Below are 26,274 nucleotides of genomic sequence, written 5' to 3'. Positions count from 1 at the left end.
TCCCCATAATGGGGAGGGTTAGGCGGGAACACACCCAAAAGGGTGTGATCGCTATCGTAGCACGTTCGCTGACACCCAGTCGGGTGTCACCGAACTACCAAGGCTAACATCAGATCCCATCTATACGGCGGACCGCAGGGGTGGAATCCTCATGTCTTCCGGACCAGATCGTAGGCCAGGAAGGGTCATAAACCCTTCGAGTTGGCCCCGAACCGACGTTCGGATGGTCCGTCGCGACCGGGGCAAATCAAGCCCCGTCCGAGCCGCGTTCGTATTCAATCCGAAGTGCCCTGTTACACTTAAGGGCATCGGATCGAATCGCACCACGCGAGTGGCACGACGCGACCGGAGGGGCGCCGATCGCCCTTCGTCGCTGCGTATTTCTTCAGATGGGAGGTTAATACTTAAGCCCGTCGAAGGAGACCCGCCACGTCATGCGATTACAAGCGTTTCGGCATGTCTTCTCTTGACATGGGGTATAGAGAGAGAACCGTGTTGGAGGAGGCCAGAATATCGAGGGGGAATGCTGCGCGGCTGGAGGCCGACAGTTCATGCCGCGCTTATTGCACGTCGGTCACTGCCGAGTGGATGCCGCGCACTGGAGGCTAGTACGTGCGCGACCGAGAGACTATCGACTTCGTGGTGGGACTACCGAAAGGAATCTAGAAGTGAACCGACCAGGTTAGATCTCGTCGAGGTGCTCGACGCCCTGCTTCGAGACGTTGCCTTTGGTGATATCACCGGGCATCCAGTCAGGTTTGTCGTCTGGCGCAGATTCCTCCCACGCCCAGCCTTCATAGACGTGGACTTTCTTCGTGCCTTTCTCGCGGAGCCGAAGTGGCTCCGGGTCAGCTTCGTCTTCACTCGGTGCCGGTTCGAGCCGACGTGCCGCTTTCAGAGCTGCTTGTCGAGGGGTGCCCCCCGAGAAGACGCTTGACTCGGTACCGTCGTCTTCGCGTAGCGCGAAGTTTCGTTTGTCCGTATCACGTGCCATGGTTTCGACGCTCCATGCCAACCCAGCACATGACCCATTATAAAAATACCCCCGGATCGAAGGGGGGACGGCACAAAATATATAAGTGGAGGTCCGAGGCCTTGCGATATGCGGGACAAATCGAGGCAATATAGGCTGAAATACTGGCGCGCGCGCTAAACAGAGCGCAGCGTTCCTGTATCCCAGCATGCCGAGATCCAGGCACGGTAAGCTTAAGTGTGTGGTCCGGCGATGCTCAGGGTGAGATACCGCGATGGTGCGAAAGAAGAAGCTTAGCCCGAGTGGCGCAAAAGACGAGGACGGCGAGTATCACAACGTCCACATCAATCTCCACGAAGACGAGTTGGCCGTCGCCGGGATGGAAATCGGCGACGAGGTCTTTGTCCGAGTCCGAGACAATAAGATCATTATACAACAAGCAAACCCAGACGACGTCGAGCACGAATTCTGATGCACTATCGTCAGGGCGACACCCGGAGAATAGGCAGAAGAGACCAGCACAAATGAGCGTATACGATATCACAAAGCCGCTGTTGTTCAAACTGTCACCAGAAACCGCACACAGTCTCGCCCATAGGGGGCTGGGAGTAGTAGAGGGAACACCGCTTGCCACACTACTTGAGCGATCATTTGTCGTCGAAGACGAGCGTCTGGCAGTCTCGGCGTTCGGCTGTGACTTTCCGAACCCAGTCGGTGTGGCTGCCGGCTTCGACAAAACAGCCGAGGTTCCTGGCGCGTTGCGATCGATGGGATTCGGACACGTCGAAGTGGGAGGCGTCACCGCCCAGGCACAGGCGGGGAACGCGCGCCCGCGCGTGTTCAGACTTGTTGAGGACAGAGCGATCGTCAACCGGATGGGACTGAACAATCCTGGTGCGGACGACGTTGGCCCACGTCTAGCCGAGACAGACGTCGCCTATCCCGTGGGTGTGAACCTCGGCAAGTCCGAAGGTGTTCCACTGGATGAGGCGGCCAAAGACTACCGGTATACCTACGAGCAGGTTGCAACGGGCGGGGACTTTTTCGTCGTCAACGTTTCCTGTCCGAACTCGCCAGGGTTCCGTGAGTTACAGAGCCGGGAGCCGATGGCAGATATCTTCGAGACGTTGACCGAGGCCGGCGCGAGCCCACTCTTGGTCAAATTATCACCCGACCTCTCGGAAGGGGCGATCGAAGACGCACTCGAATTGGTCGCGGAGTACGACCTCGATGGGGTCGTTGCGACGAATACGACGACGGATCGCCCCGACACCCTATCTAGCCCGGATCGCGTCGAAGAGGGCGGACTGTCGGGAAAGCCACTCGAAGGACAAGCGACCGAGCTGGTCAGATTCGTCGCCGAGCGGACCGACGTCCCAGTAGTCGGCGTCGGTGGCGTATTTACGGCTGCCGACGCCTACCGGAAGATCAGGGCCGGCGCGAGCATGGTGCAGGTTTACACGGGCTTTGTCTATCGCGGGCCGACCATTGCCCGCGATATCAATCGCGGCTTGGTGACGTTGCTCGAACGGGACGGATTCGATAGCGTCGAAGACGCAGTCGGCGTTGATCTCTGAGCGTGCCAAGGGTGGCGAAAAGAGAATTATCGACAGTCCGTTACGGTGACAGCGTGGGCAACGTCGACGCTAATCCAGGTCGTACCGATCTCTGGCCATTCAGCGTCAGCCGGGAAGACAGTGAGTGTCGAGGGGTCCTCGCGGTCGTCGAACGCTCGATCGAGCCGTGACGACGGGTCTGCCTCGGCCGTCTGAACGGCGGGAAGCTCGAACGTCGATTCCGGACTCGTGTCGTCGGTCGAAGACATCGAATGTCGCTCCTAGCATATTGTATGTGAGCGAGAGGCATATACCGACGCGAAGCGGTAATACTGACCAAACCCGCCGATAATTATTATAAATACGTGTATATTGATGGTAATCTCGAGGAAAATAGAGGGTATGAATGCCAAATGCGGGGAAGAAAATTCAGATGCGCACTGGAACTCTCGCTTCGGCGAGAGACAGATGACCACGGCAACCGGGAGAGCCGCTACTGCAGCGCTGCTAGATCAAACTCGAAGGCCACAACCGGTAATTCTAGCTCGTGCTCGATGAGGACTGCCGGATGGAGTTCACCGATCACGCCGACGGCATCGCCATCGATCTCCACAGTCGCGACCCGGCCCTCGATGAACGAGGGGTGCTCAGTCGGTGGGGTCGCAAGATCGACGTTGAAATCCGCGACGAGAGCCTGAAGTCGGGCCTTTGCGTCTTCGTAGGATACGTCGTGGCGCGCGAGCGCGCCCGCGAGGTGACGCTTCTCGCTGACCCCGGTAGGATCTCCGTCGTCGCGCTGGGCAACGAACCCGACCTCCGCAAGGTCCTGTGGGTAACGGCGGTGGGTATTGTTCTCGAGAACCTGCATGATCGAAGGGAGAAGCCACGTCCGGACGACTGTGTAGTCCTCACTGTACGGGTTCGTGACGCTGACGGGTTCGCTGGCCCCAGGATATCTGCCTCGGTATCGAGGCGCATCCGTCCGAGGAGTTCGTCCGCGCTCGTCAGGTGGAAGTTCAACAGATCCTGAAACCCAAGCCCAATCAGGGCCGTCCGGACGGCCGCCGCCAATCGGGCGCGCTCGTGACGCCCGCCGATCGTTCCGACCGTGGGATAGCGCGGGTCGAGTTCGTTGAAGCCGTAGGCTCGCCCGACGTCGTCAATCACGTCGACCGGGTGGAGCACGTCGACGCGATACGGCGGGACCGTCACGTCGTAAGCCGGCCCGCCGTCCAACGCTGTGACGTCACCGTCTAGCCCGGATCGTTCGAGTAGGTCGATCACGTCCTCTTGGGCAAGATCGATCCCAAGCGTGCGCTCGATGCGGTCGTGAGCCACTGTCTTGGTCTTGGTTGCAAAGTCCGGCCGAATCAACTCGGCACCGTACTCCGAGGGGGATTCTCGTACTCGACGCGAACTTCTTCGATCGTCCCACCGCGGGCGTCAAGCGCATAGCAGACGACGTTGAGCATGTGATCGATCGTCCACTGATCGGTCCCGGTCATCTCGATGAACAGATCCCGAGAGTCGGTCGAAACCTCGGTCCGGCGACCGTTGACCACCGGCGGGAACGAGAACAGACCAATCGAGTCGTAGATTGCCGGGACGGTGTCGTAGGCGGCGACGAGATCGGCGTACTCCTCGCCGATATGGTGTTCCTCGAGAACCTCTTCGGGCGCCAGTTCGGCATCGCCCTCCAGGGGCACGAACGTGTCACCGTCGGGTTCGATACCGGTGTAGCGAAGGGACTTGCCCTCGCCATCGTCGGCGGCTTCCCCGCCTTTCAACATCGTCAGATCGTGGACCCCGATGGCGCCTTTCGCGCGCTTGCGGCCCATCGTGGCGTGGAGTTTCTCCTGTAGCTGGATCAGCGAATCCAGCGATGCCTCGTCGAGATCGAGGCCACGGACGACGGCGCCAGTGACGTACGGGCGCTCGTCGGGCACGCCTTCGACCTGGATCGTCCAGTCAGGATCGTTCGTCGAGGGAACGTAGACGCCCCGATCGTCGCCGTACTGGTAGCGCAGCGAGCGGGCGACCCCCTCAACGGAGAGGCGATCGAGTCGGTCGGGTTCGAACTCGAAACGTAACTCGCCGTCCTCAGTTTCACCCTCGTACTCTAGGCCGAGTTCGAACAGATCGGCCCGCAAGTCGTCGTCGCTCTTTTCGTCGTGGCCGGTTAGCGTCCGGAGTTCGTCAGTGTCGATATCGACGGTGGGCATCAGTAACGCACCTCCTCGTTGCGCAGGTAGTCCAGATCGACCAGCGTTCCGTGGACGTCACGGATGTCCTCGGCGCCAGTAACGAGCATCATCAGCCGTTCCAGGGCCAGCCCCCAGGCCATCACGTCACAGTCGACGCCGAGCGGGTCGAGCATTTCTGGCCGGAAAATCCCGGAGTTGCCGATCTCGACGACTTCGCCAGTAACCGGGTGTTCGCCGAACAGCTCGAAGCTGGGCTCCGTGTAGGGGTTGTACGTCGGCTTGAATTCCAAGTCGGTGATACCGAACTGTTCGTAGAACTCCGTGAACGTCCCCATCAGATCCCGGACCGAAAGGTCTTCGGCCATCACCCAGCCCTCGATCTGGAAGAACTCGAGCAAGTGAGTCGCATCGATCTCGTCGTTGCGGTAGGCCTTCTCGACGGAGAAAAAGCGCTGGGGCGGTTCGAGGTCGCCTTTCGCGACGCCAGCGAGGTGGCGGGCCGACAGCGACGTGGTGTGACCCCGAAGATCGACCTTGCGGGCCATCTCCTCGCCCCACGGTGAGTGATAGCCCTCGCCGTCCGGGCCAACGCCCTCGCGATGAGCGCGTTCGACCGCCTCGCGGACGTCACTAGGGAGATCGTCCATCGGGGGCACGTCGAGGGCGAACTGGTCCCAGTGCGTGCGCGCGGGATGATCCTGTGGCATGAACAGCGCGTCGTTGATCCAGAACTCCGCGTCGGCGTGGGGGCCGTCCATCTCCTCGAAACCCATGCCCACGAGGACCTCCGTGACGCGCTCGGCCATTGATCGAAGTGGGTGCGCTTTCCCGCCGTCAACGGCGGGGGCGTCGGCTTCGACGTTGTAGTCGGCGAACTCGACACGCTCCCACTCGCCGCTGGTGAGCAGGTCGGGCGTCAGTCGGTCGACCCGCTGGGCTTCCTCAATCCCAGCCATCAGTTCTGTGACGCCCGCGTCGGTGAGTTCGATCGAGCGGACAGTTCGCTCGTCGCGCTCGAGAAGCCCACGTCGGTCCAGTTGATCGAGAATATCGTCGTCAGCGACTGGTTCCCCGGCGTCGATGGCCTCGAGGGCAGCCGCTTCCGGATCGGCGTCGAGATCCACGTCGGGTTCGGCGGTGATCTCACCGGCATCAATCGTGCCGTACCCTTTCCGGGCGAAATTCGAGAGGGCGATGTCGACGGCCTCACCGTCCAGATCGGCAGCTCCGATGACTTGGCCCATAGGGGCGCTGGCCTCGTCGGCCCCTTGCTCGACGGCGACACGGTAGAGGCGGTGTTCGGGCAAGTCAGCGTCGAGATAGGACAGTCCCTCGTCGGTCAGCGAGACGGATTCCTCGGTTGTCTCGGTGACAGTGACCAGCCCCTCGTCTTCGAGTTCGAAGGCGGCACGGGTCACCGCCGCTGTGGCCAGGCCTGTGTCCTCGCTCAGTTGGGCAACGGTGCGTCGGTCGTCGGCGCTCGCGGCTTCGAGGACCGCGAGTTGGTTGCTCGGGAGTTCCATCAGTTGTTGTCGGATACACTGGGGTTGCTCAGTTAACGGTTCTCACTCGTCCTTGCAGGTGAACGAGCCTAGATGATCAGTTTCGTTACCGGCCCGATCGCATTGGGGCCGGGAAGTCCACCGATCGTCAGAACGCATCAAAGAGGGCGAACGCCCGGCTGAGACGAGACTGACTGGCGATCCACCGACGATGGGCGTTCAGTGACATACCCGTGGGTTGTCAAGCCATCACAGAAAAGCGTTGGGAGTTAATCGTCCAGCGCAGCCTCGGGGCGGTACTCCCGGCTGATCGCCTTCCACTTACCCGTCGAAAAGCGGTAGTAGTTACCCACGGCCGGGACGAGCGTCTCGCCGAGGAACGCGATATAGATTCCCCAGACGCCGATGAGCGTCGTCGCACCCAGATAGGCAGCCGGGAGCGAAACGGCAAACATACCGAGGACCTGGTAGATGAACGGCCAGTTCGTGTCGCCGGTAGCATCGAGGGCCCCGGCAGCAGTCCCTTTGATTCCCTGTGGGATGATCGCAATGGTCGCCGCCAGCACCATCCCGACGGCGATCGGGACCGCATCGGCCTCGGCACCGAAAGCAACGACAGCAGGGTGGGCAAGGACCGCGACGATAGCCGCCGAGACGGTGTAGGTCGCAACTGCCATGAGGGTGATTTCACGACCGTAAACGGCGGCCGTCTCCTCGTCGTCCTCGCCGAGGTGCTGACCGACGAGACTGGAAGCAGCGAGCCCAAAGCCCCACCCGGGGACGTTCATCAGCCCCCAGAGCCGTCGGGTGATAGTGTAGGCCGTAAGTGTCGCCGTCCCGAACATGCCAACGAACACGAGCATTGGGAATCGCGCGACCGTCCAGGTCATGTTCCGACCGACGACCGGCGTCCCGATCGAGACGACGTCAGTAATATCACCCCAGTGAAAGTACGTCCCGCGCGGCGAAACTGAGACCGGGAACTGGCCGATCCCGGGAAGCCGGCCCGCGATCAACCCAGCGATAAACAAGCCGGTAACGAGGGCGTTTGCCGCGACCGTTCCCCAGGCGGCACCGGCCACGCCCATCCCGAAGACGAAGATGAACACGCCGTTGAGCACGATATTCAGGACGGCACCACCGCCCCGAAGGAGCATCGGGATCTGTGCGTTGTCGGCCCCGATGAGGACGCGACTCGCAACGAGGTTCAACCCAGCGAAGGGCACACCGAGGCCCAGGATCTTGAGGTAGGTCGCACCGTAGGCGACGACTTGGTCGTTGCTGTTCAGCAGGCCGATGAGCCACTCGGGAACGAACCAGAACGCCGCGCCGACGGGGATAGTGACCGCGACGACGACGACGAAACTCGCGCGGACGGCCTGGCCGAGTTGAGTGAACTCCTCGGCACCGAAACGCTGAGAGACGAGTGCGATCGTCCCAGCGGCGAAACCGCCGCCAAAGGCGAATGCCAGCCCCCAAAACGGACCGGCGAGACCGACACCCGAGATGGCGTCGTTGGCAACGAGCCCCGACGCGGCCCCGACCATGGCAACGTCAGCGGCGTTTTTCGACATGCGAGCGATGCCGGTGACGACACGCGGCCAGGAAAGATCCGTCGCTCGGCGTGCCCGAGCGCGGTCGACCACTCCGAGGCGAGCGAGTCCGAGTCCGATCAGGAGAATGACGCCACGGACCGGGTTCGCGCGAGCACCGGCACGCTTGAGCGACTGGGCGGCCCGACTGACTGCCGAACGGAGACCAGACACGAAGTAGTAGGTCGTAGCTTATCGTCCGAAAAATGCCTTCCTATCTCGAAGTGATCTACAATCGTCGATCGCCAGAAGCAACGAATTCCAACCGAGTGAAAGACTCAGAGGGCAACGGACCCAAAACAACCACAAAAATAGTTATATAATGGGTGTGTGAAGTGAGGGTGAGGATGGCGCTTACGGATATAAATACGCGAACGGTACTGTTCGTTGTTGCACTTGTGCTGGTGGTAGTCGGCAGTGGAACAGCCTATTGGGTAGAAACGAACGGACAGACAGTGGAAGTCCGGGACGTGCAGTTCGAAGCGACCAACGGGACCATGATGAGCGGGGAGTTGTACATCCCACCAGGTGCCTCGACGGCCGATCCCGCACCGGCGATTCTCGCGACTCACGGCTATATCAACTATCACGAGACCCAATCGCCGTTTGCCATCGAGTACGCCAGACGAGGGTTCGTCACGCTGGCAGTCGATCAGGCGGGTCACGGGGGGTCAGACCCACCGGCGTTCGCCAACGGGTTCGGCGGTCCGCCTGCGCTTTCGTACCTCCGGTCGTTATCGATGGTCGATACGGACAACGTCGGCCTCGAAGGCCACTCGATGGGTGGCTGGGCAAGCGTCGTCGCGGCGGCTGTCTATCCTGACGGCTACGAGTCGATGGTGCTTGCAGGCTCCTCGACGGGGTCGTTCGGTGCCCCGCCAGGGTCACCCGAGTTCCCGCGGAACCTCGCGGTGATCTACGGCGAGTACGAGGAGTTCCGGTACATGTGGGCCGTCGAGCAAGCCCGGAACGTCCCGGACAGTGCGAAGCTACAGAACGTCTTCGGGACGGACTCGACGATCCAAGAGGGCGAGACCTATGGGTCGATCGACGAGGGGACGGCACGGCAGCTGTACACACCGAGTCGAACCCACGCGGGCCTGCACCTCTCACCGACCGCGACCGCCGACTCGATCGAGTGGTTCCAGCGAACTTTAGACGGTGAGGATCCACTACCGCCGGGCAACCAGACCTGGTATTTCAAAGAACTGGGGACGTTGCTCGCGATGCTCGGGGGAGTCCTGTTCATGTTCCCGCTGGGATCGCTACTGGTCGAGCGATACGATCGATCGACCGGATTTCGTCGAGACCGGCCCGACTCACTCGGCCTCACGGGCGTGGCTCGGATCGGGACGGCACTGATCGCGTTCTTCGTGCCGCTCGTGACCTACTACCACCTCCAGGAGTGGGGCCAGAGCACCGTCGCGGCGAGTGCGCTCCTGCCACAGGAGATTACGACCGGCGTCGCAGTGTGGGCGACGTTCAACGCACTCGTGATCGTGGTTGGCTTTGCCGCGTTCCACTACAGAAACGAGGGGTCGTTCGCCGACCTTCGGGCGTCCTACGGCCTCGGGACCGACGACGGCTTCCGGACGATCGGACGGGCAGCACTAACGAGCATCGGGATCGTCGGTGGCTTGTACCTCCTGTTGTCGGTCACGGAGTACCTGACCGGGCAAGGATTTCGCTTCTGGGTGTTCGGCATCCGCCCGCTCGAGACGTTCCAGTTCTGGATCTTCCTCCGGTACCTGATTCCCTTCACCGTGTTCTTCGTCGCGCTGGGCGTCCTGCTGCACGGTGAATTGCGACCCCAGGGAGGCTACACGTCGTTCCGAAAGGAGATGGCAACCAACTGGGCACTGGTCGGCGGGCCGTTCGTCTTGTTGCTTGTCGTCCAGTACGGGACGCTGTTGACGACTGGCTACCTGATGGACAACTTCCTGACGGCCGGCGTGGAGCTGCTGACGATCCTCGCCTTCCAGTTCCTCGTGTTGCTCTCGATCGCGCCGCTGGTCTCGACGTACTTCTTCCGCAAGACGGGCCGCATTTGGACGGGTGCGTTCACGAACGCGCTGTTGGTCACCTGGGTCATCGTCGCCGGGACGGCAACCCACCACCCGATTGCGATCTTCTGAGCGGGGCCACAGATCCGCCCCCTCGCACCGTCTCCGTTCTGAGTCGGCTAGGATGGCCGTCACAGTGCAGTTCCCGCCGGCCGAACGCCCGGAAAGATCGACGATGGCTGAACACGACCCAGACGTGACGACGAACTGAACCGCTCAAGGCACCAGTTGCTCGCCGTCGTCGTCGAGCACTCGAATCGCGTCTACCGGACACGTGCGGGCAGCGAACTTCGCGTCGAGTTCTTCGCCGTCGGGGACAGCCAATGAAACGAGACCGTCCTCGATTGCGTCGCCGTCAACGAGCACCGCCTTGCCGTGTGCTTCGTCGCGCTCGAAGCCGTCCCACTCGGCGACACACTGGAACATCCCGATACAGGTATCCCGGTCGAATTCGACTCGCATACGTCTCCTCTCGACCCGGCGATGTATAAACGCCGCCCACCGGCTCGGCCCGCGAGCGAACCCTTAAACCGGGGGACGACCCTACCTACCTCCAATGGACGTTGCGGACATTCCGGGGGTCCCGTCGTGGGTACCAGCACACCTCCGCGAGCAGGACATCGAAGAGCTCTATCCACCCCAAGCCGAGGCCGTCGAGCGCGGGGTCACCGACGGCGAGAACCTGGTGGCCAGCGTGCCCACAGCCAGCGGGAAGACCCTGATCGCCGAACTCGCGATGTTCTCGGCGATCACGGACGGCAAAGACAGTGGGGACGACGGTGACGAAACCGACGGGACGGCGCTGTATATCGTCCCGTTGCGGGCGCTCGCCAGCGAAAAACGCACGGAGTTCGAACAGTTCGAGGCCTATGGACTGGACGTGGGCGTCTCGACGGGCAACTACGAGAGCGACGGCGGGTGGCTCGGCGACAAGGACGTCGTCGTCGCGACCAGCGAGAAGGTCGATTCCCTCGTGCGAAACGACGCGCCGTGGATCGACAACCTCGATTGTGTCGTGGCCGACGAGGTCCACCTCGTCGACGATGGCGAGCGTGGCCCGACGCTGGAAGTGACCCTCGCAAAGCTCCGGAAGCGAAACTCGGATCTCCAGACAGTGGCGCTGTCGGCGACGATCGGCAACGCTGAGGCGCTGGCGACGTGGCTCGATGCGGAACTGGTCGACTCGACGTGGCGGCCAATCGACCTCAAAAAAGGCGTCCACTACGGGCAGGCTCTCCATCTCGAAGACGGGAGCCAGACCCGACTGCCAGTCAGGGACAGCGAAAAGCAGACAGCGGCCATCGTCCGGGACACGCTCGAAGACGACGGCTCGACGCTCGTGTTCGTGAATTCGCGGCGAAACGCCGAAGCAGCGGCCCGCCGACTCGCGTCGACGACCGAGCCACACCTCGGAGACGAAGAGCGAGAGCGGCTCAGAGAGATCGCGACCGAGATCCGGGAAGTTAGCGATACGGAGACCAGCGACGATCTGGCAGCGGCCGTCGAAGACGGGGCAGCCTTCCATCACGCGGGTCTCTCGCGGGAGCATCGGTCGCTCGTCGAAGAGGCCTTCCAGGAGCGACTCGTGAAAGTTATCTCGGCGACGCCGACGCTCGCAGCCGGGGTCAACACCCCATCACGGCGCGTCGTCGTCAGGGACTGGCGACGCTACGACGGGACCGCCGGCGGCATGCAACCCCTCTCGGTTCTTGAGGTCCACCAGATGATGGGGCGGGCGGGCCGGCCCGGACTCGACCCCTATGGCGAGGCACTCCTGCTCGCCAGCAGCCACGACGAACTCGACGAACTGTTCGAGCGATACGTCTGGGCTGATCCCGAGCCAGTGCGCTCGAAACTCGCTGCCGAACCGGCGCTGCGGACCCACATCCTCTCGACGGTCGCTTCGGGGTTTGCCAACTCCCGGGCAGGACTGCTGGAGTTTCTCGAAGCGACACTGTATGCGAGCCAGACGACAGGGAGTGGCCGTCTGGAGACAGTCGTCGACGAAGTGATCGCCTATCTAGAAGCGAACGATTTCCTCACGCGTTCGGACGGAGACGACCACCTGCGTGCCACCTCGATCGGCCAGACGGTCTCGCGGCTCTATCTGGATCCGATGAGCGCCGCGGAGATGCTCGACGGGCTGAGAGAGTTCGAGCAGACAGCCAGCCAACAGAGAACTCGATCGCCCCACGACGGACAGACAACCACGGATGGCGAGCCGCCGGGCTTCGAGACTGCCAGCGAACTGGCCTCGGCCGAAGTCGACGGGACCGACGACAGCCCCGACCCGACCGCGATGGGGCTGTACCACCTCGTTTCCCGGACGCCCGATATGTACGAGCTATACCTCCGCTCGGGTGACGAAGAGGAGTACTCCATGGAGGCCTACGAGCGTGAAAGCGAGTTTCTCGGAGCGATGCCAAGCGAGTTCGAGGACGATCGCTTCGAGGACTGGCTGTCGGCGTTGAAGACAGCCCGGCTACTCGAAGACTGGGCGGACGAGTGTGAGGAGGGAGTGATTACGGACCGATACGATATCGGGCCGGGCGACATCCGCGGAAAAGTGGAAACGGCGAGTTGGCTCCTCAACGCCGCCGAGCGCCTGGCTGGGGAGGTCGGGCTCGACGTGACGCCAGCCATCCGAGAGGCACGCGTGCGCGTCGAACACGGGGTGCGCTCGGAACTGGTCGATCTGGCGGGCGTGGGCGGTGTGGGTCGCAAACGCGCTCGCCGCCTCTATGCGGCTGGGATCGAATCCCGCGAAGACCTCCGAGAAGCCGAGAAGGGGGTCGTGTTGGGGGCCTTACGCGGTCGGGAGAAAACGGCCCAGAATATTCTGGAAAACGCCGGCCACCGTGATCCATCGATGGATGGTGTCTCAGTGATCGAACCGGACGAAGCGCCAGCAGCAACGGAGAGTGAGCAGACGGCTACAAACGAGACCAGTAGAGACACTGGCGAGGAGGCCGACGAGTCGGCCGACCAATCCAGTCTGGGTGATTTCTGATGGAGGTCGTTGAGGGCCACCTCGAAGTTGACGATCTCGATGCCGTCTTGGAGCGACTGGGCGCGATCGGAGCCGAGCACGACGTGGCAATCCAGGCGTTCGACGCCCGATACGTCACCGGCCGGGAACACCTCCGACGGGCCTGCAAGCTAGCTGATCGCGCACACGCACGCGAGGAGATGATCGCACACGATCCCGAAGTCGAGATCCTGCTGTACGCGGCGGGCCGCCGGCAGATCCAGGACGCCTTGGCGATGGGCGTCTCTCAGGGCCAACAGCCGGCAGTCATCGTCTGTCACGCAGTGGGCGACCGACAGAATGGAGACGGTGACGAAAACGTGAGTGAACGCGAACGGGCAGCCGGCGAGGTCGTCGAAGCGATGGAGTGTCTCGACCGAGCCGACACCCTCGGGGCAGCCGATCCCGATCTGGTCGCGGCGTTTTTCGACATTGCAGACGCCGAGCGAGCCGCAACCGATGCAACGCTCTCGGAGCTAGTGCTCGAACGCGTCGCGATGTTGGTCGTCGAAAAGTAGCGACGCTGCTGTCAACATGCCGACTGCCAGTCAGGCAGGCTCCTCGTCGATCAGGACAACCGCTTGGCCGTCGATGACGACCTCCTCGTCGACGAGAACCTGCGTCGAGAGCTGGTAGCGCCCGCCTTCGAGGGTATCGGCTACCTCGACGGCGGCCGTTGCCCGGTCGCCGATGCGGACGGGGCCTTTGAACTCGAAGTCCTGAGAGAGGTAGACGACAGTACCAGGGAAGCGGGCCAGTGCGGCGCTGATGAGCCCGCCGACGAGCATTCCGTGAGCGATGCGACCACCGAATCGGGTCTCGGCGGCGTAGTCGTCCTCGATGTGGAGCGGATTGGTGTCGCCGCTGGCTTCGGCAAAGTGCATGACGTCCTCGTCAGTGATGTCTTTGCTGAAGGTGACGCGATCCCCGACCGCCACGGCGTCGCTGTCCTCGACGGTTCGATCCCACTCCCACCCCGGGAGGTCGCTCCCGCCCTCGACTGTCGGCTTCGGATTGTCGCTCATTGCAGTCGATCGTTCGGCGGCCGGTTACTAAACTGTAGGGTGACCGGATGGTCCAGCCACACCGGCCACGGACTGAACGAAAACCACCCGACGACGCGGCCCAGTGCCTTCGTGGGAACCAAAACACCCAGCTAATAGGTGAAAGATGGTATCAGATGGGGCTGAATGGTTCTCAGAGGAAAACTTATGTACTTGTAGGGTGTATGTACAGTTGACCGATGACAGACGAGGACGATGGCTTCCAATGGCCGCCCGCGATGTTCACGGAAGCGAGCGAGCAGGCGCTCGAACAACAGCAGGAGTTCCTTCGCCAGATGATGGGAGGGGGAGCGTCCGGGCTGGATATGAACCAGCTCGGGACGATGAGCCAGCTGGCGAATTTCAAGACCCGTGTGCAAAGTGGCGGCCGGATTAGCATCCCCGATGCCGAGCGCGAGGCGCTGGACATCGAAGAGGGAGACATCGTCCAGGCCGTCGTCCTCCCGGTCAAACGCAACCGGAGTGAGTAAATTATGGCAGACTACACCGCACCAATCACGACCGCCTTCGAACTACAGCGCGCATCGATCGAACAGGGACAGTCCGCCCTCGAACAGGGCGTCCAGTTCCAGCAGCACATGAGCCAGGCCATGCTGGGCAGCCTGGAGAGCCAGGAATCCGTCCAACGGCGGAGTGTCGAGCTGAGCCAGACGGCCATCCACACGTATCTCGACACGCTCGAATCGAGCATGCCCGGCGTCGAGCCGGCCGTCGAAGAGCTCCGCAGCACCGTCGACGAGCAGTTCGAGTTCCTGCTTGAGAACCACGCCGAAGCCTTCGATGCAGTCGAAGAGGAACTCAGCGAGGGCGTCGAGTCCTACGACGAGCTGTCGGCAGACTCCCTCGACGCCTTAGACGAGCAGCTCTCGATGTTGATCGAGGCCCACGAGGACGTCGAAGCCCAGTCGGTCGACGTCGTCGAAGACATGGCAAACCAGGTCGAAGACCTCCAACAGCAGGTCGAAGAAGTCCAAGAGCAGGTCCAAGACGTCCAGGAACAGGCCGCCCAAGCGGTCGAGGCCTGAATCGTCCCGTAGTTTTTTCTCGCATGCACGCGCGATTCTACCCATGAGCGACAAGAACACAGACGTACAAGAGGAGTGGAGTGGGATGGTCGAACAGATGAACGACGCAGTGGCCGAGTCCATGGAGCAGAACATGCAGGCCCAGGCTGCGTTCGTCGAATCCTGGACGGAGGCGCTATCGGATTCAGTGCCCGAAGACGACGAGCTTGCCGAGGGAGTCGAAGGATACAACCAGGCCTACGAGGTTTGGATGGACGCAGCCGAGCGGATGTTCGAGCGCTCGGCGGACGCCGCCCAGGGCGAGGACGTCGATCCCACGGAGTTCCGGGATATCTGGCTACAATCGGCCAACGAGGCCTTCAAGGAGATTATGGGCACCAGCGCGTTCGCGGCCACGAACGGCCAGCTTATCGAGTCCATGATGGAGATGCGCCAGCAGGCCGACGACGTCACCCAGGAGACGATTGCCGAACTCGGCTTCCCGACGCGAGGTGACGTCGAAGAAGTCGGTGAGCGCCTGATCGAGCTCGAACGGCGCCAACAGGACGTCGAGGAAAAACTCGACCGGATCCTCGAGGCCGTCGAGGAGTGATCAGTATGTCCGACCCAATGAGTGCCGCGCTGGACATCCAGCGTCGGGCCCTCGAAGAGATGACCGACGCCACCGAGACGGGCGCAGTCCTCGACGAACGCCTCGAAACGATGGGCGACGTCGAGGTGGGGCAGACGCCGGCCGACGTCGTCTACGAGGAGAACAAGCTCGAACTCCTCCACTACGACGCCGAGGCCGCCGGCATCGACGTGCCCGAAGACGAACAGGAAGAGGTACCGATCCTGCTGGTGTTCGCGCTGATCAACAAGCCCTACATTCTGGACTTACAGCCAGACCGGTCGGTAGTGCGTCGGCTGCTCGAAGCGGGCCACGACGTCTACATGATCGACTGGAACGAGCCCTCACGGCTCGACCAGCACCTCACACTGGACGATTACGTCAACCGGTACATCGAGAACAGCGTCGACGTGGTTCGTGAGCGCTCGGGCCAGGACGCGATCAACCTCCTGGGGTACTGTATGGGCGGCACGATGAGTACGATGTACAGCGCGCTCAACCCCGAGAAGGTCAATACGCTCGGCCTGCTGGCGGCCGGCCTGTACTTCGAGGAGTCGGGCGGCGTCTTAGAGATGTGGGGCGAAGAGGAGTACTACGATCCGTCGGCCGTGACCGACGCCTTCGGAAACGTTCCTGCGGACTTCCTCGATGTCGGGTTCGCGATGATGGACCCGATCGACAACTACGTCACGAAGTACGTCCGCTTTGCCGAGAACGTCGACGACGAGGACTTCGTGAAGAACTTCGCCCGTATGGAGCAGTGGCTCGACGAGGGTATCGACGTTGCCGGGACGACCTACACCCAGTTCCTCGAAGAGATCTATCAGGGGAACAACCTCTACGAGAACGAGTTGCACCTCGACGGCGAGCACGTCGACATCGAGAACATCGACATGCCCGTCATCCAGATTGTGGGGGAGTACGACCACCTCGTGCCCCCGGCGGCGAGCAAGCCGTTCAACGACGTGATCCCGAGCGAGGACACCCACCTCATCGAGTATTCGACCGGCCACATCGGCCTCTCGGTGTCTTCGAGTACCCACGAAGACGTCTGGCCCGAAGTCGCCGAGTGGTTCAGTGAACGGTCACAGGTCGAGGCGGACGAGGCCGACGAATCGGCCGAGACAGACGAGAGCGAAGCTGAAACGGCCGAGACCTCGCCGGGCGTCGAGACGGTCGATGGCATCGGCCCGACCTACGCAGAACGACTGCAGGCAGCCGGCATCGAGACGGTCGCCGACCTGGCCGGGGCCGATGCCGAATCGGTCGCCGACGCCGCCCAAGCCCCCCTCGGACGCGTCGAGGATTGGTTCGAAACGATCGAGTGAACGGGCGGTCGCGGCGACGAATCGGCAGAACGCGCGGCCCACGGTCTCGCCCCACGTTCACCCCGGTTTGGGAACCTTCTTGAGGCAGTGTGCACAATAGAAGCTACCAGAATGGCTCGCGCGGAGAACACTGAGTTCATCGATCTCTTCGAGGAGTTTTACCGGGACTACTACCGCAACGAGATCGGAGACCTCGCCCAGAAGTACCCCAACGAGCGTAAGTCCCTGTTCGTCGACTACCAGGATCTCTATCGATTCGACCCCGACCTGGCTGGGGACTACCGCAACAAACCCGAACAGCTCCAGGAGTACGCTGAGGAAGCCCTGCGCCTGTTTGACCTGCCGATCGACGTGAAACTTGGCCAGGCCCACGTCCGGATGACCAACCTGCCCGAATCGACGGACATCCGGGAGATCCGGGCCGACCATCGCGGCCAACTCGTCAGCATCCAGGGTATCATTCGGAAGGCAACCGAGGTCCGGCCGAAGATCACCGACGCCGCCTTCGAGTGCCAGCGGTGTGGGACTCTGACCCGCATCCCACAGTCGACTGGCGACTTCCAGGAACCCCACGAGTGCCAGGGGTGTGAACGCCAGGGCCCCTTCCGGATCAACTTCGATCAATCGGAGTTCATCGACGCCCAGAAGCTCCGTGTCCAGGAGTCACCTGAGGGACTCCGCGGCGGCGAGACGCCACAGAACATCGACGTCAACATCGAGGACGACATCACGGGGGAGGTCACCGCCGGCGATCACGTCCGGGTGACGGGGATCCTGAAGCTCGATCAGCGGGGCAACGACCGCGAGCAGTCACCGATGTTCGACGTCTACATGGACGGCGTCGACGTCGAGATCGAGGACGAGGAGTTCGAAGAGATGGACATCGACGAGGACGACAAAAAGGAGATCGTCGCCCTCTCGGAGGAACAAGACATCTACGAGCAGATGACCGCCTCCATCGCCCCCTCGATCTACGGCTACGACCAAGAGAAGCTCGCGATCGCACTCCAACTATTCTCCGGTGTGACAAAGCACTTGCCTGATGAATCCCGGATCCGGGGCGACCTCCACGTGCTCCTGATCGGGGACCCTGGTACGGGAAAGTGTGTTAAATTTGACACTAACGTTCGACTCGCCGATGGGACTACGAAAGCGATCGGCGAACTTGTGGAGGCGAACCTCGACGATCCGAAACCCGTCGACGACGGCGTCTGGGATCACGCATCGATCCCGCTCCCGACGCTCGCGCCTGACGGGACGCTCTCGACGGCCGAAGCGACCAAAGTCTGGAAGCGGGAGGCTCCCGACCATCTGTATCGGATCCGGACCGAGAGCGGCAGGGAACTCGATGTGACGCCATCCCATCCGTTGTTCGTCCAGCAGAACGGGCAGCCGACGGCGATGGAAGCTGAAAAGCTTGAGGAAGAACAGTTCGTCGCGACCCCCCGATCAGTTCCGACGGCAGGGGACGATCGAATCGAAGTAGACCATCGCGAGTCACAGTCACCCAACGCGGTGCGGTTTTCGGCCCCCGAGACGTGGACGCCGTCACTTGCTCGACTCGTCGGATACGTCGTCGCGGAGGGACACGTCCAGTACCGGGCGGACAATACCGCTGACCTCCGTATCACGAACGAGGACGACCCAGTTCTGGAAGACGCCCGAGCGGCCTTCGAGGCCCTCGACTTACCCCACTCCGAGGACGTGCGAGAGGAATCCGGTGTCACTCGTCTTCGTTGCCATTCGAGCGAGTTCGTCAGCTTCCTCGAATCTATCGAGCCAGCGATCCTCGAAAACTCGGCACAGCAACGCGTCCCGGAAGAGATCAAACGAGCGAGCGACCCCATCCGTCGGGCCTTCCTTCGGGCCTACGTCGAAGGGGAAGGCCACGTTGCCGCGTCCGAACGCGAGCTCACGGTCGCCTCGATGAGCGAAGCGCTCCTCGAAGACGTGCGTGGGCTTCTCACCTCGTTCGGTATCGACGCAAGCATCCACGAACGCGTCAATGGGAGCTACCGTCTCCGCATCAGTGGAGACGACTTCGGCGATTATATCTCAGAAGTAGGCTTCGTCACCGACCGGAAACAACTCGCCGCGGAGTCCTACGAAGGGACGACCGGGAATACGAACCGTGATGTCGTCCCCATCTCCGGCGATACGTTGCGTGAGGTGCGGGAATCGCTCGCGCTCACACAAACGGACTGCAATGTCCCCAGAACCACCTACCAGCATTACGAGCGCGGCGACCGAAACCCGAGTCGCGAGTCCCTTCGAGCCGTCGTCGATGCATTCGAGGAGCGACTGGCGTGGCTGAAAGACCAGCGGGAAGGGCTGGCTGGCGAGGACTGGGAGACGATCGTCGAACTGCGGGACGAACTCGGCATTTCACAGCAATCGCTCGCCGACGGGATGGACGTTACCCAGACGGCGGTCAGCTACTACGAGCGCAACGAGGTCGCACCCGACGGCGGTGAGACGGTCGCCGCCAGCGCGGTCGTTCGTGACCGACTCGAGGAAGCGCTCGCCGTCGAATCGACTGTCGACCGATTGGGCGACCTGGCTACGAACGATGTTCGCTGGGATCGCATTGCGTCGATCGAAATGGTCGAGCCTGACGACGAGTGGGTGTACGACCTCGAAGTCGAGGGAACCCACAGCTACGTTTCCAACGGCGTCGTCTCCCATAACTCCCAGATTCTCCAGTACATTCGCCACATCGCACCGCGATCAGTGTTCACGTCGGGGAAGGGATCCAGTTCGGCGGGGTTGTGCGTCACTGGAGACACGCGGATTCAGACCGAAGACGGATTCAGACAGATTCGGGATCTCGTGACGGAAGAACTCCCGGAACCAGTCGCCACCGAAACGGCAGCCGAGCGAGCGATCGACGTCCAGACCTTCGATCGGGAGGACGGCGAGATAGATGCCCGGGCGTCGAGTCACGTCTGGCGGATGCCCGAGAAGCCGACTCGCCGGATCGAGACCGAGTACGGCAAAGAACTCGAGGCCTCGGTGAACACGCCGGTGTTGACCTGCGGGGACGAGGGCATCGAGTGGACCGAAATCTCGGAGATCGAGGCTGGCGATTACATCGCAGCGCCGCGCTTTGGAGATCTCGACCGGTCTGAAGTCGACGTCAGGGAGTTTCTGACGCTTTCGACGGAGAAAGTGAAACTCACGGAGGAGTCCATCGAGTTCCTCCGGACGGAACTCACTGAGGAATTCGGCACCCTCCGGGACGCGGCCGCTACACTCGACCTCTCGGAGGACTTCATCTACGCACACCTGAAGAACCGACACGTCCCGCTGGAGAAACTCGATCGAATGCTCGAGGCCATCGACGCGACGCGTTCGGATGTCGACTTCGAGCGCCTGATGGTGCGTCACGGCGACAGCATCACGGTCCCGGAGACGTTCGACGCGGATCTCATGTACCTACTTGGGCTCGTCTTCGGCGACGGCGACATCTCGCTGGACCGCCGCGACGGCAATCGTGGGATGGTCCGGATCTCCAACGGGAACGAACGGTTGCTCGAACGGGCCGCCGACATCTTCGAAGCGAAGTTCGACAAGCGCCCGGAGATCGAACGCCAGGACGATCGCGTGCCGTGCATTCGGGTCAACAGCGTCACCATCGCCCGGCTGTTCGAAAACGCTGGCATGGAGAGTCCGAAAGAGGGCCTCGCGCTCGCCCCCGAACTCACCGTCGCCGAACACGGGGATGCCTTCCTCCGCGGACTGATGGACGCCGATGGCTCGGTTTCGGTCCGTGGAGAGAAAGGCGGGTCGAGCGTCCTGCTGTCGACGATCAGCGAGACGCTGGGCGAGCAGGTCCAACTCATGTTGGAGTCCTACGGCGTGAAAGCCCGACTCCGGGAGCGCGATCGGCGCGGGACATTCGAGTTGGCCAACGGCCACGAGATCGAATCCAGCCACGTCCAGTACTACGTGGAGATGTACGGAGCCGAGATCGACCGCTACGCCGAGGCGATCGGTTTCGAGAGCGTCGAGAAGGCGACCGCCCTCGAGGAGATCGTTCGTGAGGAGCGACGCCAGCGCGAGAAGATCCCGGTCGGGTCGGCGCTCGCCGCCGTCGAGGGCGTCGCCGGCGACTACTATCAGAACGTCAATCGCGGCGACGATCCGGGGCGTGCTCGCGCCAGGTCGATGCTCGCGGACATCGACCTCGGGCCGGTCGAACCGCTCGTCGAGGAGGCCGTCGAGGCCGATCTCCGGTGGGAGGAGGTCGTCGCTGCCGTCGATACCGGCGAGAAGGAAGTCTTCGACCTGACCGTCCCGGGGACGCACAACTTCCTCGGCAACGGGCTGGTCACGCACAACACCGCTGCGGCTGTGAGGGATGACTTCGGCGACGGCCAGCAGTGGACGCTGGAAGCGGGTGCGCTGGTGCTTGCCGATCGCGGGATCGCCGCTGTCGACGAACTCGACAAGATGCGTTGCGTGACGGGCAATACCCTCGTCCGCCTTGGCAATGGCCGGATTTCTCGCATTCGGGAACTTGCGCGCGAAGCCGCGATCGACGGCGAAATCGAACCACACGCAAATGGCCGGACGATTCGGGACGTGGACTTCGAAGCCTGGACGATGACGGACGATGGACGGCTCGCGAAACGTCCAGTGACGGCCATCCACGAATACGAGGCTCCTGACGACCTCGCGACCGTGACACTCGAATCAGGCGAGGAACTGACCGCGACACGCGATCATCCGTTCTTCGCGTTCGAAAACGGTGAACGGATCGAGAAGCCAGCAGCAGATCTCGAACCCGGCGATTGGGTGTACGTCCCTCGGTCGATTCCGACATCGGTGACTGACGGGGGTGTTGCTGCGAGTCCAGTTTCGACGGAACGCGATACGGGAACGCCTTCACCGGCGTTAGCCGCGGTACTCGGATACCTCTCCGGCGACGGGAACGTCTACTACGACCGACAGGCAGGCGTCTACGGGATCCGGTTTACGAACAAGGAAGAACAACTCCTTGCTGATTTCGAACGGAACTGTCGAGAAGCGTTCGACGTCGAACCGACGCGGCCCCCGAGCGAACAGCGGGACGACGGAGTCGAGACTGTCCGGGTGCCGGGGCAGGAGTATGCCGACGCCGTCGTTGATGCCGGGATGAATCTGGAAACGTACGACGAGAAGGCGTTCCCCGACGGCGTGACCGAGGGGTCGGCTGATGCGAAAGCTGCATTCGTCCGGGCCCTGGCCGATAGCGAGGGGAACGTCGACACGTCGACCGGAAACGTGAGGATCTTCTCTGCAAGCTATGAACTCCTTCTCGGAACAAAGCAGCTCCTCCAGGAGTTCGGTGTGTCGAGTCAGATCCAGACTCGTGAGCGGGCGGGAAAGCGTGATCTCTACATTTTGGCTATCACGGCGGCGGACTCGCTTGCGGCCTTTGCCCGCCATGTCGGCTTCACGCTCGACAGGAAACGGGCCGCTCTGGACGAGGTCTGTGAGGAGGTTTCGGGAGAGAGAACGATTCTCGACGTGATTCCGGAGTGTGGCGATCTGCTGGCCGACATCCGAGAATCACTTCGACTCCACCAATCGGAGTGTGGGATCGACGACGCGACTTACTGCAACTTCGAGAACGGCGACGCGAACGTTTCCATTCGCCTGAGCAAGCAAATTCTGGCCGCCTTCGAGGAGCGAACGGAACGTGCGGCTACGGACAGCGAAACCTTGGCGTCGGACCCCACTTGGGAACGCTTGACTGAGATCAAGGCACGCTATCACGTCTCACAGGCCGAAATCGCTGACGGGACACGATACACACAACAGCGGATATCGCGCGAGTGGGGCGAAAGCGACGAGCTTCGTAGGATAGTCGCCAACCGTCTTTTCGAGATGGTACGCGCTGTCGAAGATACTCAGATAGAACCATTCCGGACACTGGTTCGCGGCGACGTTCGGTGGCGGCGGGTCGACGCGGTCGAGTCCGACGTGCCTGGAGTGCCGTCCGATACGGTCAATCTCTATCGTGGAGAGCTTGCCGATCTCTTGAACTGTCCGCCGAGGGACGCTGTCGACCGTGCCCACGATCTGCTCGCCACGAAACTGTCCACCGAGAACTGGAGCCAACTGCAGGAGGAACTGGACCGATCCGGCGTCTCCCATTCCGAACTGGCTCGCGACCTCGGCGTCGACCAGTCGACAGTCTCCCGGTGGTTCAACGGCACGGTTGAAACTGACAGCTTCGACGAGGTCTGCACGGTCGCACGAACGAGGATCGAAGCCATACGCGACGAAGCTGAGCGGTTGCTGGCTGAGGTCGAAACGGCCCAAAAGTCGAAGGTGTACGATCTGACTGTCGAAGGCACCCACAATTTCCTTGCCAACGGGATGGTCGTCCATAACTCCGAAGATCGCTCGGCCATGCACGAAGCGCTCGAGCAGCAGTCCTACCATCCCGATTCTGAACTCCTCCTCGCAGACGGCCGACGCGTCGAGATCGGTGACTTTGTTGATGAGCGGATGGCTGAACGTTCCGATGATGTGATCGACGGCGTCGATTGTGAAATCCTGCCTGTTGAGGACGTGCGGGTTCATTCCGCTGATCTGGACGACAACGACGTACAGAAGCTCTCTGTGGATCGGGTCAGTCGCCACGAGGCTCCCGAGGAGTTCGTCCGTGTTTCGTTCTCGAACGGACGAGAGGTCGTCGTCACGCCGGAACACCCGATGTTTGTCGAGAGCGATGACGAGTGGGATACGGTCCCTGCCAGTGAAACATCGGCCGGCACTCCCGTTCCGGTTCCGGTCGCCGTCGACGGCGGTGCAGTTGCGCAAAGTCCCGGTTCCGCGACCGGGATCGGGACGGAAACGATAACCGACGTCGAAACGCTCCCCAACGAAGGCGAGCACGCCACCGACTGGGTCTACGACGTGACGGTCGAACCGACCAACACCTTCGTGAGTCAGGGTGTCATCCTGCACAATTCGATCAGCATATCTAAGGCTGGAATAAATGCGACCCTCAAGTCCCGCTGCTCACTCCTTGGCGCGGCAAACCCCAAGTACGGCCGCTTCGATCAGTACGAGCCCATCGGCGAGCAGATCGACCTCGAGCCCGCGCTGATCTCGCGCTTCGACCTCATCTTCACCGTCACCGATCAGCCAGACGAGGAGGAAGACGCCAAACTGGCCGAACACATCCTGCGGACCAACTACGCGGGCGAACTCAACACCCACCGCCAGCAGAACAGTACGCCCGATTACAGTGCCGAGGAAGTCGACAACGTCACCGAAACGGTCGCCCCGGAGATCGACCCCGAACTCCTCCGGAAATACGTCGCCTACGCAAAGCGGAGTTGCTTCCCGACGATGACCGAGGAGGCCAAGGCGGCCATCCGGGACTTCTACGTCGAGTTGCGGACGAAGGGGTCAGGCGAGGACGCGCCAGTTCCCGTCACGGCACGAAAACTGGAGGCGCTGGTGCGTCTCGCCGAGGCGAGCGCCCGCGTGCGACTCTCGGATACCGTCGAGGCGGAAGACGCAGAGCGGGTTATCGGGATCGTCCGGTCCTCACTGGAAGATATCGGGATCGATCCCGAGACGGGTGAACTCGACGCCGACGTCGTCGAGACAGGGACCTCCAAATCCCAGCGCGATCGGATCAAGAACATCCGTGGGATCATTTCGGACATCGAAGAAGAGTACGACGAAGGGGCACCTGTCGACGTCGTGATCGAACGCGCCGAGGAAGTCGGCATGGAGGCCAGCAAGGCCGAACACGAGATCGAGAAACTCAAACAGCAAGGGGAAGTCTACGAACCCCGGACCGACCACCTGCGGACGACGTGATCGGAAGCGGCCCGTGACGGTCAATCGGCGCCCGCGTTTGCGGTAGTGGTGTCGGCCTGTCCGATGGCTGCGTCGCGGATATCCTGATACGTCGAGCGGAGCGTCGCTGGTGCGACACCGGCGACAGCGGCGGCTTGTTGCTGGGTCACGTCGGCCCCGTGTTCGCGGCCAGCAGTGTACAGACAGGCGGCAGCGACGCCACTCGGTGCGCGGCCACCAGCGAGGGTTCGGTCTACGACGATCGCCGCGAACTCGGTCGCGCGGCGTTCGATCGCCGGAGTGAGATCCAACTGGTCGGCAAAGCGGGGCAGGTACTCACGCGGGTCGATCGGCCCCGTTTCGAGGCCGAGTTCCTGATTGAGCGCGGCGTAGGCGACCGTCAACTCGTCGCTGCTGGCCTGGGCGACGGCCGTCACTTCCTCGACCATCCGCGAGACATCCGCAGTCCGACAGACAGCATAAACAGCCGCGGCCGCCATGCCTTCGATCGTCCGACCGTGCAACAGTCCGGCGTCCTGCCCGGCCTCGAAGAGGACACAGGCATCGTCCCGAAAGCTCTCAGTGAGAGACAGCCGGTCGACGATCCGCCGAATCTCCATCATGCCGTACATGCGGTTGCGATCGGCCTTCGAAGCTGTCCGAGAGCGACGGTGCTGGCGGCGAAGGCGAGCCATGCGGCGTCGTCGTCGCGGTGGGCCGGCGCTATCCCGACCAATGCGAGTCGAGAAGCCCCGATCGTGTCTGGCACGCGTGAGCGGGGGACCGGTTCGGCGACGCTGCTGGCCGTCGTCTGCCTCGAAGGTTCGCCATTCGGGACCGGGGTCGATGCGTGACTCGTCGACGACCAGTCCGCAGTCGGTACAGATCGTTTCGCGGTCGCGACGCAACAGTCCACCGTCACATTCCGGGCACTGCCCGGTCGAGCGTGGAGGGCGCACAGTGGGCGAGAAGAGTAAACTGAAGGTAATTAATCTATTGATATTATTTCCCCAAACGAATGTTTAGAGACGGGCGGCGATCGCATCGGCCAGTTCCGTTTGCGCGTCCTCGGTGACAGTCGGGCGGCCACGAAACAGCGCGTGGACCGGCCCAGCAGCGTCGTCTTCGAACCGTGGGACGACGTGGGCGTGGACGTGTGGTACTTCCTGGCCAGCGGCCTCGCCGTTGTTGACAGCGACGGTCGTGGCCGGTGCATCCACGGCCGCTTCGACAGCCGGAACGACATCGTGGAGGGCCGCGTAGAATTCCGTCGCCGTTTCGGCGGGAACGTCGTCGAGTTGTTCGTAGTGTGTCTTGGGGACGACGAGCGTATGGCCCTCGGCGAGCGGATTCGTATCCAGAAACGCCAGGGCGTCCTCGGTTTCGAAGACAGTGTGACTGGGCAGCTCCTCGGCGACGATTGCACAGAACACGCAGTCGGTCATGGTAGGGGGGTAGAGGTGGTGGCCCAAAAACCGCCGGGTCCCGCCTAGGTTTTTTAGCGGCCTCTGTGAAGGTTGACC

18 protein-coding genes and 1 pseudogene are annotated in these 26,274 nt (G+C 62.2%); 10 read left to right on the top strand and 9 right to left on the bottom strand.

Going from position 1 to position 26,274, the window contains the following annotated elements:
* Positions 1–682: 682 nt before the first annotated feature.
* Positions 683–994 carry a non-histone chromosomal MC1 family protein gene (locus tag Hrd1104_RS11740; RefSeq protein WP_154552936.1) on the bottom strand — a complete coding sequence of 104 codons (312 nt, stop codon included), beginning with the start codon at positions 992–994 and terminating at the stop codon, positions 683–685.
* A gap of 253 nt (positions 995–1,247) precedes the next feature.
* Here Hrd1104_RS11740 and Hrd1104_RS11735 point away from each other — a divergent pair, with 253 nt between their 5' ends.
* Both Hrd1104_RS11735 and Hrd1104_RS11730 read left to right on the top strand, forming a co-directional pair.
* Positions 1,248–1,445 carry a hypothetical protein gene (locus tag Hrd1104_RS11735; protein ID WP_154552935.1) on the top strand — a complete coding sequence of 66 codons (198 nt, stop codon included), beginning with the start codon at positions 1,248–1,250 and terminating at the stop codon, positions 1,443–1,445.
* A 52-nt stretch (positions 1,446–1,497) separates the two neighbouring features.
* Entirely contained in the window at positions 1,498–2,550 is a 1,053-nt protein-coding gene (locus Hrd1104_RS11730) for a quinone-dependent dihydroorotate dehydrogenase (RefSeq protein WP_154552934.1), read from the top strand.
* Positions 2,551–2,576: 26 nt separating this feature from the next.
* Here Hrd1104_RS11730 and Hrd1104_RS11725 read toward each other — a convergent pair whose 3' ends face one another.
* The 4 genes and pseudogenes from Hrd1104_RS11725 to Hrd1104_RS11710 all read right to left on the bottom strand — a co-directional run bounded on the left by Hrd1104_RS11725 (position 2,577) and on the right by Hrd1104_RS11710 (position 8,001).
* The gene (locus Hrd1104_RS11725) at positions 2,577–2,798 is read right to left on the bottom strand and encodes a hypothetical protein (protein WP_154552933.1); all 222 of its coding nucleotides are present in this window, start codon (positions 2,796–2,798) and stop codon (positions 2,577–2,579) included.
* 224 nt (positions 2,799–3,022) lie between these two features.
* Positions 3,023–4,751: pseudogene (gene pheT / locus Hrd1104_RS11720) on the bottom strand (phenylalanine--tRNA ligase subunit beta).
* A complete protein-coding gene (locus Hrd1104_RS11715) occupies positions 4,751–6,256 on the bottom strand; it encodes a phenylalanine--tRNA ligase subunit alpha (protein WP_154552932.1) in 1,506 nt (501 codons plus the stop codon). Before Hrd1104_RS11715 ends, pheT begins: the two are co-directional and overlap by 1 nt.
* 248 nt (positions 6,257–6,504) lie before the next feature.
* Entirely contained in the window at positions 6,505–8,001 is a 1,497-nt protein-coding gene (locus Hrd1104_RS11710; protein ID WP_154552931.1) for an MATE family efflux transporter, read from the bottom strand.
* Between the two features lie 173 nt (positions 8,002–8,174).
* Between Hrd1104_RS11710 and Hrd1104_RS11705 the strand changes: the two genes are divergently transcribed.
* Positions 8,175–9,962, top strand: coding sequence for a S9 family peptidase (locus Hrd1104_RS11705; protein ID WP_154552930.1), 1,788 nt, complete (start codon positions 8,175–8,177; stop codon positions 9,960–9,962).
* 144 nt (positions 9,963–10,106) lie between these two features.
* Here the strand turns inward: Hrd1104_RS11705 and Hrd1104_RS11700 are convergent, their stop codons facing one another.
* Entirely contained in the window at positions 10,107–10,352 is a 246-nt protein-coding gene (locus Hrd1104_RS11700) for a ferredoxin (RefSeq protein WP_154552929.1), read from the bottom strand.
* A gap of 94 nt (positions 10,353–10,446) precedes the next feature.
* Here Hrd1104_RS11700 and Hrd1104_RS11695 point away from each other — a divergent pair, with 94 nt between their 5' ends.
* Positions 10,447–12,900 carry an ATP-dependent DNA helicase gene (locus tag Hrd1104_RS11695; RefSeq protein ID WP_154552928.1) on the top strand — a complete coding sequence of 818 codons (2,454 nt, stop codon included), beginning with the start codon at positions 10,447–10,449 and terminating at the stop codon, positions 12,898–12,900.
* The gene (cgi121, locus tag Hrd1104_RS11690; RefSeq protein ID WP_154552927.1) at positions 12,900–13,436 is read left to right on the top strand and encodes a KEOPS complex subunit Cgi121; all 537 of its coding nucleotides are present in this window, start codon (positions 12,900–12,902) and stop codon (positions 13,434–13,436) included. The genes Hrd1104_RS11695 and cgi121 overlap by 1 nt, the downstream gene beginning before the upstream one ends.
* Before the next feature lie 30 nt (positions 13,437–13,466).
* Here the strand turns inward: cgi121 and Hrd1104_RS11685 are convergent, their stop codons facing one another.
* Positions 13,467–13,943 carry a MaoC family dehydratase gene (locus tag Hrd1104_RS11685; RefSeq protein WP_154552926.1) on the bottom strand — a complete coding sequence of 159 codons (477 nt, stop codon included), beginning with the start codon at positions 13,941–13,943 and terminating at the stop codon, positions 13,467–13,469.
* Positions 13,944–14,161: 218 nt separating this feature from the next.
* Between Hrd1104_RS11685 and Hrd1104_RS11680 the strand changes: the two genes are divergently transcribed.
* The 5 genes from Hrd1104_RS11680 to Hrd1104_RS11660 all read left to right on the top strand — a co-directional run bounded on the left by Hrd1104_RS11680 (position 14,162) and on the right by Hrd1104_RS11660 (position 24,772).
* Positions 14,162–14,452, top strand: coding sequence for an AbrB/MazE/SpoVT family DNA-binding domain-containing protein (locus tag Hrd1104_RS11680; protein ID WP_154552925.1), 291 nt, complete (start codon positions 14,162–14,164; stop codon positions 14,450–14,452).
* A gap of 3 nt (positions 14,453–14,455) precedes the next feature.
* Entirely contained in the window at positions 14,456–15,007 is a 552-nt protein-coding gene (locus Hrd1104_RS11675) for a hypothetical protein (RefSeq protein ID WP_154552924.1), read from the top strand.
* 43 nt (positions 15,008–15,050) lie between these two features.
* Entirely contained in the window at positions 15,051–15,599 is a 549-nt protein-coding gene (locus tag Hrd1104_RS11670; protein ID WP_154552923.1) for a poly(R)-hydroxyalkanoic acid synthase subunit PhaE, read from the top strand.
* Between the two features lie 5 nt (positions 15,600–15,604).
* Positions 15,605–16,945 carry a class III poly(R)-hydroxyalkanoic acid synthase subunit PhaC gene (phaC, locus tag Hrd1104_RS11665; RefSeq protein WP_154552922.1) on the top strand — a complete coding sequence of 447 codons (1,341 nt, stop codon included), beginning with the start codon at positions 15,605–15,607 and terminating at the stop codon, positions 16,943–16,945.
* Positions 16,946–17,056: 111 nt separating this feature from the next.
* Positions 17,057–24,772, top strand: a complete 7,716-nt coding sequence (locus Hrd1104_RS11660) for an LAGLIDADG family homing endonuclease (protein WP_154552921.1) — start codon at positions 17,057–17,059, stop codon at positions 24,770–24,772.
* A 20-nt stretch (positions 24,773–24,792) separates the two neighbouring features.
* On the opposite strand, the gene Hrd1104_RS11655 is transcribed toward Hrd1104_RS11660, so the two are convergent.
* Positions 24,793–25,710 carry a transcription initiation factor IIB family protein gene (locus tag Hrd1104_RS11655; RefSeq protein WP_154552920.1) on the bottom strand — a complete coding sequence of 306 codons (918 nt, stop codon included), beginning with the start codon at positions 25,708–25,710 and terminating at the stop codon, positions 24,793–24,795.
* Positions 25,711–25,773: 63 nt separating this feature from the next.
* Complete coding sequence (locus tag Hrd1104_RS11650) at positions 25,774–26,196, bottom strand: HIT family protein (protein ID WP_154552919.1); 423 nt, start codon at positions 26,194–26,196, stop codon at positions 25,774–25,776.
* Positions 26,197–26,274: the final 78 nt, after the last annotated feature.

Origin of the sequence: Halorhabdus sp. CBA1104 (assembly GCF_009690625.1) — an archaeon.
Classification (GTDB): Archaea; Halobacteriota; Halobacteria; order Halobacteriales; family Haloarculaceae; genus Halorhabdus.
This window is presented reverse-complemented; position numbering and strand designations above follow the sequence as displayed.